This is a genomic window from Microbulbifer sp. CnH-101-G (genome assembly GCF_052466775.1).
Genome location: NZ_CP174292.1, coordinates 3859990 through 3875626, shown reverse-complemented (window position 1 = coordinate 3875626; position 15637 = coordinate 3859990). Strand labels below are relative to the sequence as shown.

16 protein-coding genes are annotated in these 15637 nt (G+C 57.3%); 6 read left to right on the top strand and 10 right to left on the bottom strand.

The genetic code is table 11. The annotated features are described in order from the left end of the window. The first annotated feature begins 54 nt into the window (after positions 1–54). Genes yaaA through ACJJID_RS17195 form a run of 3 tightly spaced genes read left to right on the top strand, consistent with a single transcriptional unit; the run spans position 55 to position 1801 of the window. Positions 55–831, top strand: coding sequence for a peroxide stress protein YaaA (gene yaaA, locus ACJJID_RS17205; RefSeq protein ID WP_444920522.1), 777 nt, complete (start codon positions 55–57; stop codon positions 829–831). After that, entirely contained in the window at positions 828–1439 is a 612-nt protein-coding gene (locus ACJJID_RS17200) for a DUF938 domain-containing protein (RefSeq protein WP_444920521.1), read from the top strand. Before yaaA ends, ACJJID_RS17200 begins: the two co-directional genes overlap by 4 nt. A gap of 2 nt (positions 1440–1441) precedes the next feature. Next, complete coding sequence (locus tag ACJJID_RS17195) at positions 1442–1801, top strand: hypothetical protein (protein ID WP_444920520.1); 360 nt, start codon at positions 1442–1444, stop codon at positions 1799–1801. A 22-nt stretch (positions 1802–1823) separates the two neighbouring features. Here ACJJID_RS17195 and phoR read toward each other — a convergent pair whose 3' ends face one another. From phoR to ACJJID_RS17175, 4 genes are all read right to left on the bottom strand, one after another. Further along, positions 1824–3155, bottom strand: coding sequence for a phosphate regulon sensor histidine kinase PhoR (gene phoR / locus ACJJID_RS17190; RefSeq protein ID WP_444920519.1), 1332 nt, complete (start codon positions 3153–3155; stop codon positions 1824–1826). Between the two features lie 134 nt (positions 3156–3289). Next, entirely contained in the window at positions 3290–3994 is a 705-nt protein-coding gene (phoB, locus tag ACJJID_RS17185; RefSeq protein WP_444920518.1) for a phosphate regulon transcriptional regulator PhoB, read from the bottom strand. A 109-nt stretch (positions 3995–4103) separates the two neighbouring features. Next, a complete protein-coding gene (ubiA, locus tag ACJJID_RS17180; RefSeq protein WP_444922649.1) occupies positions 4104–4946 on the bottom strand; it encodes a 4-hydroxybenzoate octaprenyltransferase in 843 nt (280 codons plus the stop codon). Between the two features lie 63 nt (positions 4947–5009). Beyond that, positions 5010–5591, bottom strand: a complete 582-nt coding sequence (locus ACJJID_RS17175; protein ID WP_444920517.1) for a chorismate--pyruvate lyase family protein — start codon at positions 5589–5591, stop codon at positions 5010–5012. A 146-nt stretch (positions 5592–5737) separates the two neighbouring features. Here ACJJID_RS17175 and ACJJID_RS17170 point away from each other — a divergent pair, with 146 nt between their 5' ends. Beyond that, a complete protein-coding gene (locus tag ACJJID_RS17170; protein ID WP_444920516.1) occupies positions 5738–7057 on the top strand; it encodes a dicarboxylate/amino acid:cation symporter in 1320 nt (439 codons plus the stop codon). Positions 7058–7069: 12 nt separating this feature from the next. On the opposite strand, the gene recG is transcribed toward ACJJID_RS17170, so the two are convergent. Continuing rightward, positions 7070–9172 carry an ATP-dependent DNA helicase RecG gene (recG, locus tag ACJJID_RS17165; RefSeq protein WP_444920515.1) on the bottom strand — a complete coding sequence of 701 codons (2103 nt, stop codon included), beginning with the start codon at positions 9170–9172 and terminating at the stop codon, positions 7070–7072. Then, on the bottom strand, positions 9151–10074 hold the full coding sequence (locus tag ACJJID_RS17160; protein ID WP_444920514.1) for a hydrogen peroxide-inducible genes activator: 924 nt from the start codon (positions 10072–10074) through the stop codon (positions 9151–9153). The genes recG and ACJJID_RS17160 overlap by 22 nt, the downstream gene beginning before the upstream one ends. Positions 10075–10263: 189 nt before the next feature. On the opposite strand from ACJJID_RS17160, the gene ACJJID_RS17155 reads away from it, so the two are divergent. Both ACJJID_RS17155 and ACJJID_RS17150 read left to right on the top strand, forming a co-directional pair. Then, on the top strand, positions 10264–10524 hold the full coding sequence (locus ACJJID_RS17155) for a GlsB/YeaQ/YmgE family stress response membrane protein (protein ID WP_020413961.1): 261 nt from the start codon (positions 10264–10266) through the stop codon (positions 10522–10524). A 231-nt stretch (positions 10525–10755) separates the two neighbouring features. Continuing rightward, entirely contained in the window at positions 10756–11640 is an 885-nt protein-coding gene (locus tag ACJJID_RS17150) for an NAD-dependent epimerase/dehydratase family protein (protein WP_444920513.1), read from the top strand. A gap of 94 nt (positions 11641–11734) precedes the next feature. Here the strand turns inward: ACJJID_RS17150 and ACJJID_RS17145 are convergent, their stop codons facing one another. The 4 genes from ACJJID_RS17145 to gmk form a co-directional block, all read right to left on the bottom strand. Next, a complete protein-coding gene (locus ACJJID_RS17145; RefSeq protein WP_152455886.1) occupies positions 11735–12118 on the bottom strand; it encodes a Rid family detoxifying hydrolase in 384 nt (127 codons plus the stop codon). Positions 12119–12261: 143 nt separating this feature from the next. Next, entirely contained in the window at positions 12262–14379 is a 2118-nt protein-coding gene (spoT, locus tag ACJJID_RS17140; protein ID WP_444920512.1) for a bifunctional GTP diphosphokinase/guanosine-3',5'-bis pyrophosphate 3'-pyrophosphohydrolase, read from the bottom strand. 55 nt (positions 14380–14434) lie between these two features. Further along, positions 14435–14698, bottom strand: coding sequence for a DNA-directed RNA polymerase subunit omega (gene rpoZ, locus ACJJID_RS17135; RefSeq protein ID WP_252086044.1), 264 nt, complete (start codon positions 14696–14698; stop codon positions 14435–14437). Positions 14699–14798: 100 nt separating this feature from the next. After that, on the bottom strand, positions 14799–15419 hold the full coding sequence (gmk, locus tag ACJJID_RS17130) for a guanylate kinase (RefSeq protein ID WP_444920511.1): 621 nt from the start codon (positions 15417–15419) through the stop codon (positions 14799–14801). Positions 15420–15637 lie beyond the last annotated feature (218 nt).

Sequence of the window (15637 nt, the reverse complement as noted above, 5' to 3'; positions counted from 1 at the left end):
GTCCGAGTGGCTGGACCCAAACGGAAAGCAAAGCAGCGATAACTAAGGCACCCGATGTTAATAGTGATTTCTCCAGCCAAGACGCTGGACTATGAGAGCGAAATTCCCACCCTGGACACCACTCAACCGGATTTTCTCAAGGAGTCAGCGGCACTAATCAAAGAGTTGCGTGATTTGAGCCCACAACAGATCTCCAGCCTGATGAAGATTTCCGACAAGCTCGGTGTGTTGAATTACGACCGCTTCCAATCCTGGAAACGCCCTTTCACCGATAAGAATGCACGCCCAGCCCTGCTCGCATTTAAGGGGGATGTCTACACCGGTCTGGCTGCTGAAACCATGGGCAAGCGCGATTTCAGCTATGCCCAGAAGCACCTGCGTATGCTCTCCGGCCTCTACGGCCTGTTGCGCCCATTGGACTTGATGCAGCCCTATCGCCTGGAGATGGGGACCAAATTTGAAAACAGTCGCGGTAAAAATCTGTATGAATTTTGGGGAAAGCAAATTACTGAGGCGCTCAATTCACAGTTGCAGGCGCTGAAGAGTCGGGAGCTGGTCAACCTCGCTTCTAATGAGTACTTCAAGGCGGTAAAGCCCAAAGCGCTCGATGCGGAGGTAATCACTCCCCACTTCAAAGATCTAAAAAATGGCCAGTACAAAATGATCAGTTTCTTTGCCAAAAAGGCGCGGGGCATGATGAGCCGCTGGGCCATTGAGCAGCGGGTGAAGAAGGCGGAGGAGCTTAAAGACTTTGATATGGCTGGCTATTCCTATAATTCGGAGATGTCCAGTGAGCGGGATTGGGTCTTTACTCGGGATGAGCTGCCGTGAGCGATTCCAGCCTGCCGGATGCGCCGGCTTGTGCGCGCAATCGCGATCCAATACTTTCCCACCTGCGCCGCCTGTTGGAGGCTAGCCAACAGGTATTGGAGGTGGGGAGCGGCACAGGCCAGCACGCGGTCTACTTTGCCCCGCGCCTGCCCCACTTAATCTGGCAGACCTCGGAACGCGCAGAAATGCTGCCCGGCGTACGCGCGTGGCTGGCGAGTGCGCCCGCACAGAACCTGCGCCAACCACTGGCCCTGGATGTCGATGCGTCCTGGCCTGAGCTGAATTTTGATGCGGTGTTTAGTGCAAATACCCTGCATATTATGTCGCGGGAGTCGGTCCAGCGCTTTTTTCACCAACTGCGCACCCTGCTACAACCTGGTGGTCTGTTGGTTGTTTATGGCCCCTTCAAGATCGATGGTAGTTTTATCGGCCCCAGCAATGCAGATTTCGATACCTATCTCAAAGAGCGCAATCCCGACAGCGGTATTCGCGATCTGGAGTGGTTGGACCAGTTGGCAGGGGGTGTGGGCATGCAGCGAGAAGAATTAAATTACCTGCCGGCGAACAATCAGTTGGTTGTTTGGCGTAAAAACGATAACAAGGAGTGATTATGCCCGTATGGTTTGAAGTGTCGGTCGTTGTGGCCTTTGCCATAGGGGCGGTTTTCTTTTTCGCTAAATACCGCGAGACTGCCGCCGCCCTGCATGAGAGTGAGCGCATGAAAACACGCCTCTCCAATGACTTGAATCGCTATAAGGATGTACCGCGGCTGCGCGCGTTGCGCGATGCATTGGTCGGTACCAAACCTCTGCCCATAGATGATGACGGCAATGAGCATCTGCTATTGCGGGATGGAGACTTGCAGTTGCATCACTTGATTTTGCGCCGGGAGAGTACCCCGGTACACGATGAAGAGGAAGCTACCTACATAAAAGATGGTGAGCCGGTAAAACTATCAGAATTTGAATAGCTTTTACTGATGCAGGGGCGGATCAGGAATCCGCCTTTTCGTTTTGTAGCAGTGCCCTGGAGGGTTTTTCTTCCAGCTTGGTGGAGGGAAAGTGCAGGGTGAAGGTGCTGCCCTGACCGGGGACGCTCCGAACACTCATTTCTGCGCCGTGGCGCAACAATACATGTTTGACAATGGCCAGGCCCAATCCTGTACCGCCACTATCGCGGGAGCGACCGGGGTCGACTCGGTAAAAACGTTCGGTAAGACGCGGGATATGAATCGGATCTATGCCGATACCCTGGTCCTGCACACTGAAGTGTCCGCCATCGTTATCCTGCCACCAGCGCAGCTGGATTTCTCCATTCCCCGGACTGTATTTCACCGCATTGAACGCAAGATTAGCGAAGGCGCTGTGTAGCTCGCTGGCATCGCCGCGAATGCTGCAATCCCCTTCGCAGTCCACCGTGACCGGGTGGCGGTCACCGCTAAAGCTGCGCGCCTCCCGGGCAACCCGCTCCATCAATTCGCGGACATCCACGGAAACGTCGCTGGATTTTCGCTCGGAAGTCTCCAGGCGTGCCAGGAGAAGCAGATCGTTGACCAACGTGGTCATGCGCGCGGCTTGTTCCTCCATCTGAACCAGGGGACGTCGCCAGGCGGGGGGGGCCATATCGCTGCTCTGTAGGGTTTCCAGGTAGCCGGCGATTACGGTGAGTGGAGTGCGCAGTTCATGGGAGACATTAGCGACAAAATCCCGGCGCATCTGCTCGAGATTGTGCAGGCGAGTGATATCGCGAACGATCACCAGGGCTTCATCCTTACCGTAGCGGGTGACTTCCAGCTGTAGGTGAAGAGCTTCATTACCCGGCGCCTGCAGGGTCAGTGGTCCGCGGGGACTGTTGTCCTCGCTGTGCATATAGCTGACAAATCCGGGATCGCGCACGAAGTTCACCAGGGACTGCCCCTGATCACTGGACTGTAGGCCGAGTAGCTCGCCGGCGGCGGGGTTCCACCAGGCCAGGTGGTCGCCATTTTCCAATGCCACAATACCTTCGCGCAGGGCACTAGTACTGTCCTGAACACGGCGCAACATGGCATGCAGCTTTTGTTTTTCGCGGCGGTGGCGGCGCTGCATGCGGTAGAAGTCGTCGTAGATTTCGCCCCAGATACCAAAAGCGGTAGGCGCAGGGCCGCGGCGGCCATTGGCCAGCCATCGATTGAAGCGGTGCTGTTGCCACAGCACCGAGAGCAGGTAGGCTGCCAGCCCCAAAATCAGGGTCAGGGACCACTCGGAGGTGGTGAACCCTAGGGTTAAGCAGCCCAGTGCAATAATTAAAAAGCGCGAAAATTCGCCAATACTGCGATCTAACATAGCCTTGCCGTGTTACCTGGCGGTCGTCGGGAGGGCTGGTGTCCACCCCCGCACTCAGTACATCTTAGAAACCCGATCCTCTACAGGAGTGACCAAGGGTTACCGCGGGAGTCAGTGCCGATCCAGAAGGATTGTCACACTTTTTCGACAGTTTGCACAGAAAATCGATAGCCGGTGCCGCGCACTGTCTGGATATAGCGGTCGTGACCATCCAGTGCCAGTGCCTTGCGCAGGCGGCGGATATGTACGTCGACCGTGCGCTCCTCCACATACACATTACCGCCCCAGACATGATCCAGCAGTTGGGTGCGGGTGTAGGCGCGCTCCTGGTGAGAGAGGAAGAAGGTCAGCAGGCGAAATTCGGTCGGGCCCATATCCACCGGCTGTCCCTTGATGTTGACCCTGTGGCTGATAGGGTCCAGAACCAAATCTCCGGCGCTGAGGGGGTCTTCGGGGGTGGCTGGGCCGGCGCGGCGCAGCACTGCCTTGAGGCGCGCCACCAGTTCACGGGGGGAGAATGGCTTGGTGATATAGTCGTCGGCGCCCGTCTCTAACCCTTTGATTTTATTATCTTCTTCACCCTTGGCGGTGAGCATGATAATGGGCACCGCAGTGGTCAGCTCATCGCGCTTGAGGCGGCGGGCCAGCTCCACACCGGACACATCGGGCAGCATCCAATCGAGGAGAATGAGGTCTGGCTTTTCGTCGATGACCAGGGCGTGGGCCTCCTGGGCGTTCTCCGCCTCCAGGCAGCGGTAGTCTGCCATTTCCAACGCCACCCGCAGCATATCGCGGACTGCTGCTTCGTCGTCGACAATCAGGATTGTTTTACTGTGCATTTGGCTGCCATACCCGTTCTGTTGTCAGAAGTTCCCGGTTATGACCGGGGATTAAACGGGATTTATATGACAAATATATGACGGTTGTGCCTCAACTCCCAGGCCTGGATCAATTGAAGAGGTAATGCAGGAATATTCCGGCAAATATCGCCAATCCTACCCAGTTGTTATGGAGAAATGCTTTGAAGCAGGCGTTTCTGTCTCGGTCGCGGATCAGCCACTGCTGGTAGGAAAAGAGCGCCGCCACGATAGCCATAGCCACATAGTAAATGGCTCCGAGAGCAAAGCGCTGGCCCATCAACAGTAGTGCCAGTAACACCAAAAACTGCAGGGCTGCAGTTATGGCTCTGTCCATATCCCCGAACAGAATTGCCGTGGACTTGACCCCGATTTTCAGGTCGTCATCCCGATCCACCATGGCATAGAAGGTGTCGTAGCAGAGAGTCCACAACAGGTTGGCAGTATAAAGAAGCCAAGCCTGTGGCGGGACTTCGCCAGTCACTGCGGCAAAAGCCATGGGGATGCCCATACTGAATGCCGCACCCAGTACCACTTGTGGCAGGTGAGTATGGCGCTTAGCGAAGGGGTAGCAGAAGGCCAATGCCAGTGCTGGCAATGACAATAAAATCGTTAGCAGGTTGGTGGTGAGGACCAGTAGAAAAGCCGCGAAGCTGAGCCCGGCAAAGAGGCCCAGGGCTGCCTTGGGGGTAATACTTCCTGTGGCGAGGGGGCGCGTGGCGGTGCGCTTTACATGGCCGTCAATCTCGCGGTCGGCAAAGTCGTTTACCGCACAGCCGGCCGCGCGCATCAGTATGACTCCCAGGGTGAACACCGCAAACAGGTGCAGCCCTGGCCAGCCGCCCGCGGCGAGCCAAAGTGCGGCCCAGGTTGGCCATAGCAGTAGCAGGGAGCCGATGGGCCTATCCATACGCGCCAATTGCCAGTAGGGCATTACTGCGGGCCAGCGCGCGGCGATTTGTTGGCTTATCACGGTAGCTTATCTCCCTGTGTTTGGTTATTGGTTTGTGGGGGCTATGGGTGGGCCGTCGGGACGAAAGTGCGTGAGGAAGGCCTCTGCCACCAGCAGGGGTTTGCCCCGCAGCCAGAATATTGAACGGCGCCCCCAGACATTATCGCCCTCGCTGCAGAGCCCTTGAGCCTGCAAATCGGGGTTGCGGCGCAACTGGTTGAACTCTATTTCACCGCGGCGAATCCCCGGCTCGCTGAAAAGCAGCTCCCCCAGGGGGCGGCTGTCCAGGCTGCGCAGGTTGCGGGACTTGCCCTGCAGGCTGCGCAGGGGCAGGACACTGCGTGCGTAAACCCAGGGCTGGCCACATCCCAGCAATAGAACCTCTCGCACCAGGGCGCGGCTGCGGCGATTTAAATTGAGTGCGCGGCACTCCTCGGCGCGGGGCAGTTGCCAGCTTTGGCCGAGTACCCGCACGCTAAAGTCCCCTCCACTCAATTGCTTCAGGGCTGCAGTGAGCGAACCGGTGTACGCCAGCCACGGCATCAGGTTTTCCGGTGGCTGGGACTGCGCCGGTTCAAATGGCCGCCCCTGCCAATCGCCCGCAGGTACAAATGGAGATTGGTGCAACGATAACTCCGCAGTCTGCAAAAGTGGGCATTGTACCCTGCCCTCTGGCGGCTGGCGCCACCCCGTTGGATTTTTGCTCACCGGGGCGGCAATGGATATAGTGCTCCCTTTAATGAAAACAATGAATTTATAAAGAGAAGCTTGTTATGGGGCTTACGACCAAAATTCTTCTGGGGATGGTGGCGGGCATCGGCCTGGGGGTCTTGTTCAATTACTTGAATGCCAGCCAGTTGTTGGGTGCCGGCGTTACCGAGGCCATCAATCTCTATCTGACAGAGGGGCTCTTCGACATCATCGGTCGGATCTTTATCGCTTCGCTGAAATTGATGGTGGTGCCACTGGTATTGGTTTCTCTGATCAGCGGTGCCTGTGCCCTGTCAGAGGGCAGCCGGATCGGGCCGCTGGCGGGTAAAACTGTTCTGCTTTATATGCTCACTACGGCGATTGCCATAACAGTGGCCTTGTGCCTGGCACTGGTATTCCAGCCTGGGGTTGGTGTGAGTGAGGCCGCTGCGACAGTAAATTCTACGTTCCAGCCAAAGGAGTCTCCGCCTCTTTCTGAAGTCCTGGTGAATATCTTCCCCACTAACCCGGTCGCGGCTATGGCCGAAGGTAATATGCTGCAGATTATCGTGTTTGCCCTGTTGATGGGCTACGCGATTTCCCGTTGCGGTGAGCCGGGCCAGCGAATTGCCGCATTCTTTAACGATTTGAATACCGTTGTACTGCGCATGGTTGGGGTGCTGATGGTATTTGCACCCTATGGGGTCTTCGCTCTATTGGCGAAGACATTTGCGGATCTTGGCTTCAGTGGGTTGGTGCAACTGGGTAAATACTTCCTGGTCGTTTTATCTGCCCTGCTGCTCCATGCCCTGGGTGTTTACTCGATTATCTTGAAGCTTTTGAGCGGCCTCAACCCGCTGGAGCTGATAAAGAAAATGTGGTCGACCATGGTCTTCGCTTTCAGTACCGCATCCTCAGCGGCCACCATTCCGGTAACTCTGTCGACGGTGGAAAAGCGTCTCGGCGTCGATAACAAGATCGCTGCTTTTACTGTACCCCTTGGCGCCACTATTAATATGGATGGCACCGCGATTATGCAGGGTGTGGCTACGGTCTTTATCGCCCAATTCTATGGCATTGATATTGGTTTTACCGGCTATCTCACCGTAATTCTGACGGCAACTCTGGCCTCCATTGGTACCGCGGGGGTACCCGGCGTTGGTCTGATCATGCTCGGTATGGTGCTGCAGCAGGTGGGTCTGCCGCTGGAGGGTATCGCCATTATTATCGGCGTCGACCGCTTGTTGGATATGGTGCGCACTGCAGTGAATATCACCGGCGATGCGGTGGTGAGCAGCGTGGTGGCTAAGAGTGAGGGCGCACTGGATGAGGAGGTCTACTATGACTCCAATTACAACAGTGTAAACGCCAACGACCAGCAAAATACTATCGGCGCCCACTGAGGCGCCCAGCTATCAAGCCTCGGCAAAGCGGGGCTTGTTCTGTAGCCAGCGCTTGATCAGCTGGCTGCGCATTTCCTGACTCAGAGCTGGAGATACGGCGATTTTTTGCACCTGCGGCAGCAGTTCCGCATCCCGCTGTAGATCGGCGATGCGGTGCTGGATCTCCCCGGTCTGGCGGGTGCCGAGAATTTCACCGGGGCCGCGCAGGCGCAGGTCCTCTTCTGCGATGGCGAAGCCGTCGCTGTGCTGGCGCAGTGCCTGTAAACGCGCGCGGCCATTTTGTGAAAGCGGAGTGCCGTAAAGCAGCACACAGTGACTGGCAATAGAACCGCGCCCTACCCGACCGCGCAGCTGGTGCAGCTGGGCGAGGCCCAGGCGCTCGGGGTTTTCGATAATCATCAGGCTGGCATTGGGCACATCCACCCCGACCTCAATCACTGTGGTTGCCACCAACAGGTCAACCTCACCGGCTTTAAAGGCACTCATAACCTGCTCTTTCTGTTCTGGCTTGAGGCGCCCGTGTACCAGGGCTACGCGCGCACCGTCGAGCATCTCCGCTAATTCCTCGGCGGTGGACTCCGCTGCCTGAGCCTGCAGACTCTCGGACTCCTCAATCAGGGTACAGACCCAATAGGCCTGGCGTCCTTCGGCGATGGCACTGTGCACTCTTTCCATCACCTGATCGCGGCGATCGTTGGAGATTGCCACGGTGTTGATCGGCTGGCGCCCGGGGGGCAGCTCGTCAATGATGGAGCAATCCAGGTCGGCAAAGGCGGACATCGCCAGTGTGCGGGGTATCGGGGTAGCGGTCATGATCAACTGGTGTGGTTGCAACCTGCCGGTCGCTCCGCTGGCAGCGCCTTTCTCGCGCAACTCCAAACGCTGGCGCACCCCGAAGCGGTGCTGCTCGTCGATAATTACCAGCACCAAGTTGTGGAACACCACGCCTTCCTGGAAGAGTGCGTGGGTGCCCACCACCAGCTGCGCCTCGCCACTGGCAATTTTTCCCAACTGCTCGCGTCGCTCGGCGGCCTTTAAGCTGCCGGTGAGTTGCGCGACCTGAACACCGAGAGGTTCAAGCCAGTTGCAGAAATTGATTCGGTGTTGTTCGGCGAGAATCTCTGTCGGTGCCATCACCACCACCTGAGCCCCAGCGCCGATGCCTTTGAGGGCGGCCATGGCGGCTACCAGAGTTTTGCCGGCGCCGACATCTCCTTGCAGCAGGCGCATCATGGGGATGTCCTGGGCGAGGTCTTCGGCGATCTCCTCGCAGACCCGTTGTTGTGCACCGGTGAGCGCAAATGGCAGGCGCGAGAGAAAATCCCTCTCCAGGGATTCGTTTACGGGTAGTGGCGGTGCCGCGACCCTGGCGCTGTTGCGCCGCAGTTCCAGCAGGCTCAAGTGGTGTGCGAGCAGTTCTTCCAATGCCAGGCGCTGCTGCGCGGGATGCGTGCCGGCGGCGAGCTGTTCCAGCTGAGTGCCGGCAGGGGGCGAATGCAAATAAATCAGGGCGTCACTCAGGGGATAACGCAGTGTTTTTGGCAATAACTCAGCGGGTAGCAGCTCAGTAACCGCTCCGCTTCGCAGTAGAGCCACTGCCTGCTGCATCAGGCCGCGCATACGCCCCTGGCTGACGCCTTCGGTCAGGGGGTAAACCGGTGTCAGGGTTTCCTCGGTAGCGGCGTTTTCACTGCCGACCACCTCAGTTTCCGGGTGGTACAGCTCCAGGCCGGCGGCGCCGCGTCGTGCCTCGCCGAAGCAACGCAGGCGCACACCGCGGGCAAAGCGGTTTTTCTGCGCTGCAGAAAAGTGGAAAAAACGCAGGGTGATACTGCCGCTCATATCCTGCAGCTTCACTACCAAGCTGCGTCGGCGGCCGAAGACCACATCGGCTGCGGTCACTTCACCTTCTATAACGGCGTCCATGCCGGCGGTGAGTCCGGCCACCGGCACGACTCGGGTGCGATCCTGGTAGCGCAGTGGCAGGTGGAACAACAGGTCCTGCAGGGAGTGGATATGCAGTTTGGCCAGCACCTGGGCAAACTTGTCCCCTACCCCTTTGAGGTTGGTGACCGGCTGATCCGCGAGGCTGTTTATGGCTCGATCAGGTGACACTGGCTGATGGCCTCACGCAATATATCGATAGCACGGTGGCGTGGAAAACTGGCGCGCCAGGCCAGGGCGACGGTGCGTCGAGGGCCGGGTGCCTTGAAGGGGCGGGTCTCCAGCAGCCCGCTGGCATATTGCGAGGCGGTGGCAGCGGAGAATGGCAGTACGGTGATGCCGAGCCCGGAAGCCACCATGTGTCTCAGGGTTTCCAGCGAACTGCCATCGGCAGCTGTGCGAATGCCTCCACCGCCACTCTCCTTGTCCATAGTCACCTGCAAATGTGGGCAGGCTTCCAGCACCTGGTCACGGAAACAGTGGCCCTCCCCCAGCAGCAGTACATTATCTTTGGTGAGCTGTTCGGGCTCTATGAACTCTTGCTGTGCAAGGGGGTGTCCCACCGGCATCAAAACTACAAAGGGCTCGTCATAAAGTGGCTGGGTGACCACATCGGGCTCGGTGAATGGAAGCGCAATAATGATTGCATCCAACTCCCCCTTGCGCAGGCGCTGGCGCAGGGTAGCGGTATAGCCCTCTTCTACATAAAGAGGCATGTCCGGTGCCAAGTGCTGTAGCTGCGGAATAAAGTGAGGGAACAGATAGGGACCGATGGTGAATATCGCCCCAACCGAGAGGGGGCTCGCCAGCTGATCCTTACCGGCGCTGGCGATATCTTTAATGGCGGCGGATTGCTCCAGCACCAGTTGGGCCTGGGCGACAATGCGCTCTCCCAGCGGCGTGGCTTGTACCCGGGTCTTGGAGCGTTCGAACAGGGCGACCCCCAACTCTTTCTCCAACTTTTTTACCGCGATAGACAGGGTCGGTTGGCTGACGAAGCAGCGTTCGGCAGCGCGGCCGAAGTGCTGTTCCTGAGCGAGAGTGACTATGTAGCGCAGTTCATTGAGGGTCATGGTAAAGACAATTAAAGAATAGTAGTTGATAGCTATTATTCATAAATAATGGCCGCTGGCCACTACTGAACTTCAAGCTGTCGCCTCAAGCACAAAGTTGGAAAAAATTACTAATTATGGAAGGGTATATGGGATTGAGGCGCAAAATTTTGCTATATCTTATGTGGGCCAACAGAATGGAGAAACGCCATGGGAGTTTTATCCTGGATTATTCTCGGACTGATTGCCGGTGCCTTAGCGAAATGGATCATGCCAGGTAAAGATCCCGGTGGCTGGATAGTCACAATGGTGATTGGCATCATTGGGGCCTTTATCGGTGGTTGGTTGGGCGCCCTAATTGGATTCGGTGGACCCGTGACCGGTTTCGGATTTGGCGACATAATAACGGCCACCATTGGTGCGATTATCTTTCTCGCTGTCTACCGCTTACTCAAACGGCGCGGTAATTAGTTCAATATCAGAGTGGCAGATGGAATGGCGAGGCGCGAAAGTGCCCCGCATCGTTATTCATGGACGGTAAAGCCGCAATCGTTTGCGGATTATTTTTGGCGTATCGCATAAACGGCCGGAGAAAAGGCTAGGGGTTCCCCAGGTAGGGTTTCTCCAGCGGGACGCAACAGCATAATATCAAGGGAATATGGCAATCGACGCTGTCCCAGGCGCCCGATTGCCGGGAACTATATGACACAAAAAGAGAAGCTTTGGATCCTTGGGTGTGGCGACCTCGGGGCGCGTCTTGCGCTCAACATAGATCGCAAGCAATACAGCGTATACGGCATGCGGCGCAATCCACTGGTGGCTTTGGCGAGTAAGCGACGTGCAGATGCCGTCAATTGGCGCCGCGGGGATGCTACCAAGGTGGGGGATATAGAACGCCTGCTGGCGGATGGTGCCGATATTATCCTCGCCACATTTACCCCGGATGAACATACCCCAAGCGGTTATCAGCGCGCCTATGTGGAGACTGCCCGGGCGCTGAGTGAGGCCGTTTCGCGCCTGTCAAAACCGCCGCGCATGGTGATTTGGGTATCTTCCACCCGCGTGTATGGCCAAAGCGGCGATGATTTTCTCGATGAGCAGACGCTCCCTATGCCCAGTGGGTTTCAGGGGGAGGCACTGCTCGCGGCGGAGGATATTATTCACTCGGCGATACCGGGTGCCTGCATTGTACGTTTTGCCGGTATCTATGGCCCCGGTCGCGACCGCCTGCTCTCCCAGGTGCGCGCCGGTCGCTGTGCGCCGCCCCAGCCCCCCCAATTCAGCAATCGTATTCATGTGGATGACTGCATTGGCTTTTTGCTGCACCTGGTCGAAAGGCAAAAGCAGGGTTGGAAGCCGGAGCCACTGTATATCGGTGCTGACAGCAAGCCGGTGCCCATGTATGAACTGCAGCAATGGCTGGTGAAGGCGATGGGTTACACCAGTGCCCATCTGCGTGAGATTGTGCAGACCAGTGAGCGCCGCTCGAAAAAGCTCAGTAATCAGCGCATGCTCGCCAGTGGCTATCGGCTTCAATACCCCGATTACAAAGTGGGCTACAGCGCATTATTGGAAGCGGAAGGCTAGTAAAAGCTAAGAGTGGGAAATCTAAGAGAGTGAAAGGCAGAGTAGTGAATGAGCCGGGTGTGTGCCCGGCTCTGCAGTATGGTGCTCCGCTGAGTTAGGGCACCATCACTCCTTCGGCTTCAAATTGCGCCCCGAGGGGCAGTTCTTTAACCACCACGGTAGCACGCGCCGGGTATGGCTCCTGGAAAAACTCTGTCATTACCTCATTCACCGCAGCAAAGTTGCTGCTGTCGGTGATGTACAGGTTGAGCTTTACAATATGCTGAAGCGAGCCATCCGAGGCCTCACATACCGCCCCCAGGTTGTGGAAAACCTGGCGCGCCTCATCGGCAAAACTGCCGGAAACCATCTGCTGGGTTTTGGGGTCCAGTCCTATCTGCCCTGACAGGTACACAGTATCGTTAACCTTTACCGCCTGGGAATAGGTGCCGGCTGCTTTGGGAGCCTTGTCTGTCTTGATAATCGCGCGGTTGGGCATTGGGCACTCCATTACTTATTGCTATTTGCAGAAAGCGGGTAAATATAGCGCGCTTTAATGCTGAATGGCAGCGACGCTAAAGGCCAAGAAAAGCCAAAAACCTATCAGCTGTGATCCGGTGGCAAATATATCGCCAGATTATCTCAGGGGCGTGAGATACGGATTACAGATGGCAGATTGCGCAGCCTCTTCATGACCCTCGCCAGATGAATCCGGCCGCTCACTTCCAAAGTGAGAGAAATCACACTGTTGTGGGCGTCCTTCTCGTCCACGTTGATCTGCTCGATACTGGCGCCCTCTTCGGTAATGCGAGTGGCCAGACGCGCGATAATGCCGCGCTCAGACTCCACTTCCACCCGCACATCGCCGAGGAATTCCCCGCGCACATCCGGCGACCAGTTCACTGGCATGAGGTTTTCAGGGTGCTCGCGGAATTCGTTGGTATTGCGGCAGGTATCCCTGTGAACCACCACGCCTTTGCCCGAACTGATATGGCCGATAATGGTATCCCCCGGAATTGGCCGGCAGCAGCGTGCGAAACTGATCATCATGCCCTCCTGGGCGTCGATGGTCAGTGGTGAGGAGATGTTGCTTGCTTCCGCCTCTTCGCTGTGGGAGGGGGCCAATAGCTTGGCTGCGGAGAAGGCTACCTTATTGCCGAGGCCGATCTCCTCCAGCAGTTTTTCCAACGTGGGGCACTTGGCTTCATGCAGTCCCTGCTCCAATTGCTCCGGTGTCAGTTCTTCCAGGCGGGTATTAAATTTACCCAGGGCCTTTTCGAGCAGGCGCCGTCCCAGAGCGATGGAGTCGTGGTGGCGCTGGTGCTTGAGGAAGTGACGGATGGCGCTGCGGGCCTTGGCGGTGACCACAAAATTGAGCCAGTTGGGATTTGGCTGGGCGTTTTTACGGGTGAGAATTTCCACCTTCTGCCCGCTGGCTAACGGCTGAGACAAGGGGGCCAGGCGCTGGTTGATCCGCACTGCCACACAGGAGTTGCCGATATCCGTATGCACTGAGTAGGCGAAATCCACCGCGGTGGCACCGGCGGGCAGGTCGATAATCTGCCCCTTGGGGGTGAAGACATAGACCTCGTCGGGGAAGAGGTCGATTTTAACGTTCTCGATAAACTCGAGGGAGTCGCCGGCGCGCTGTTGCATTTCCAGCAGGCCCTGCACCCAGCGGCGAGCGCGCACCTGGCTGGTACCGCCAGTATTGATTACCTCATCGCCGGAGGCCTTGTACAGCCAGTGGGCGGCGATGCCGCTGTTGGCCATTTCATCCATTTCCTTGGTGCGAATCTGCACTTCAATGGGCACACCGTGCATGCCCAGCAGCACGGTGTGCAGGGACTGATACCCATTGGATTTGGGGATGGCAACATAATCCTTGAATTCGGAGATGACCGGCTTGTACAGGCTGTGCATCACACCCAGCACCCGGTAGCAGGTGTCCACGCTGTCCACGATGATGCGGAAAGCGTAGACATCCATGATCTCTTTAAAGGATTTCTTCTTGGTGCGCATCTTTTGGTAGATGCTGAACAGGTGCTTTTCGCGGCCGATCACCAGGGAGCTTATCCCCTCCCGCTGCAGGCGCAGTTCTATGGCGTTCTGAATCTGCTCCAACAGTTCCTTGCGATTGCCACGCGCGGCTACCAGCGCGGCGCGAAGTCGGCTGGCGCGCAGCGGATGAATCGCAAAAAAGGCGCGGTCCTCAAATTCGATACGCACATCGTTCATCCCCAGGCGGTGGGCAATGGGTGCATAGATTTCCAGGGTTTCGCGGGCGATGCGGTGACGCTTTTGCGGCTTGAGCGCGCCGAGGGTGCGCATATTGTGCAGACGGTCGGCCAGCTTGACCAAAATCACGCGGATATCGCGCGCCATGGCCAGGGCCATTTTCTGGAAGTTTTCCGCCTGTTTTTCCGCAGCGCTATCCGTCTCAAACTGGGTCAGCTTGGAAACGCCGTCGACGATATCGGCAATCTCGCCACCAAACTGCTCTTCCAGAGCGGCTTTGGGGATTCCGGTGTCTTCGATCACATCGTGGAGCATGGCCGCCGCCAGGCTCTCGTGATCCATATGCATGCCGGCGAGAATTGTGGCCACCGCCAGAGGGTGGGTCACGTAGGGCTCGCCGGAACGGCGCTGCTGACCGTCGTGGGCCTGTTCCGCATAGAAATAGGCGCGACGGACTATCTGGATTTGCTCGGGAGGCAGGTATGAGGAGAGGCGGTGGGCCAGACTATCGATGGTGTGCAATGCCGCGCGCGCCTCTCATATAACTCATAAAACTCTGGGTCAGAACAGATCGAAATCAGATTTCCTGGTCGGATAGATAAGCCGGGGCGGCCATGGGTGCCGGGGCCTCTTCGCGGTCGGGCTGATCGAGAATACTCGCGTCTACCAGGCCTTCTTCGATTTCGCGCAGGGCGATAACTGTGGGCTTGTCGTTCTCTTCTGGAACCATCGGATCCTGTCCGCCGGTGGCGATCTGACGGGCGCGCTTGCTACCCACGATTACGAGTTCGAAGCGATTGTCGACGTGCTCCAGGCAATCTTCAACGGTGATACGTGCCATAAACTTTCGGTTCCATTCACTGTGCCCGGGAGGGCGAATTCTGTTCGGGGGACCGGTTATTTTACCGGACCGCGGAGTGTACGCAATTCGATCAACCGGCTCAATGGCGCAGCAGTGCCTGCAACAGATCACCGTGGCGTTTCTGTTGCTTTTCCAGGCGTTGGCGCTGGGCGGTGAAAATGGAGCGAAGCTCCACCAGGGCCTGCTCGAAATCGTCGTTGATCACCAGATAGTCGGCTTCTACATAGTGGGCCATTTCATCGATGGCCTGATCCATACGGCGCTCGATTACACTTTCGTCATCCTGGCCGCGGCCGGTGAGGCGTTCGCGCAGCGCTTCTTGGGAGGGCGGCAAAATAAAAATGCCGATGGTTTCCGAGTGCAGCCGACGCACCTGGGCGGCGCCCTGCCAGTCGATTTCCAGAACCACATCGCGTCCGCTGGCGAGAATTTCCTCGATACTGCCCTTGGAAGTCCCGTAGTAATTATCACCGTATACCTGGGCGTGCTCGAAGAAAGCATCCTGCTCAAGCATTGCCAGAAACTCTTCACGCGACACGAAATGGTAATCGACGCCGTTGACCTCACCGGGGCGCATAGGCCGGGTGGTGTGTGAGGTAGAAACGGTGATTTGACTGTCGCTATCCACCAGCGCTTTGACGAGGCTGGTTTTCCCAGCACCGGAGGGGGCGGATACGGTATAGAGGGTTCCTGTTTGCACAACTGATCCTGTTAGGGGGCAAAGCGCGCAGTATAACCGAAGCCGTTACCCGAGCGGTGACCGGCAGTTGCGGAATCCCAAGGAGATATAGGGAGAAAAGGCTAAACCCCGGCCGGAGTTGGGGGGTATGTGTTGGGAGTTTCAGGGGGCGCTACAAACTGCCTCCTGAGCCCGGCCGGGATCGCCCAGCGGGAGATTGCTCGATCACCACCAACATC

Bases quoted from the DNA above. Each gene is read 5' to 3' on its own strand.
- ACJJID_RS17195 (WP_444920520.1), top strand. From the start codon at position 1,442: ATGCCCGTATGGTTTGAAGTGTCGGTCGTTGTGGCCTTTGCCATAGGG.
- rpoZ (WP_252086044.1), bottom strand. From the start codon at position 14,698: ATGGCACGTATCACCGTTGAAGATTGCCTGGAGCACGTCGACAATCGC.
- yaaA (WP_444920522.1), top strand. From the start codon at position 55: ATGTTAATAGTGATTTCTCCAGCCAAGACGCTGGACTATGAGAGCGAA.
- ubiA (WP_444922649.1), bottom strand. From the start codon at position 4,946: ATGCCCTACTGGCAATTGGCGCGTATGGATAGGCCCATCGGCTCCCTG.
- ACJJID_RS17150 (WP_444920513.1), top strand. From the start codon at position 10,756: ATGACACAAAAAGAGAAGCTTTGGATCCTTGGGTGTGGCGACCTCGGG.
- phoR (WP_444920519.1), bottom strand. From the start codon at position 3,155: ATGTTAGATCGCAGTATTGGCGAATTTTCGCGCTTTTTAATTATTGCA.
- ACJJID_RS17155 (WP_020413961.1), top strand. From the start codon at position 10,264: ATGGGAGTTTTATCCTGGATTATTCTCGGACTGATTGCCGGTGCCTTA.
- ACJJID_RS17170 (WP_444920516.1), top strand. From the start codon at position 5,738: ATGGGGCTTACGACCAAAATTCTTCTGGGGATGGTGGCGGGCATCGGC.
- phoB (WP_444920518.1), bottom strand. From the start codon at position 3,994: ATGCACAGTAAAACAATCCTGATTGTCGACGACGAAGCAGCAGTCCGC.
- ACJJID_RS17145 (WP_152455886.1), bottom strand. From the start codon at position 12,118: ATGCCCAACCGCGCGATTATCAAGACAGACAAGGCTCCCAAAGCAGCC.
- ACJJID_RS17160 (WP_444920514.1), bottom strand. From the start codon at position 10,074: ATGACCCTCAATGAACTGCGCTACATAGTCACTCTCGCTCAGGAACAG.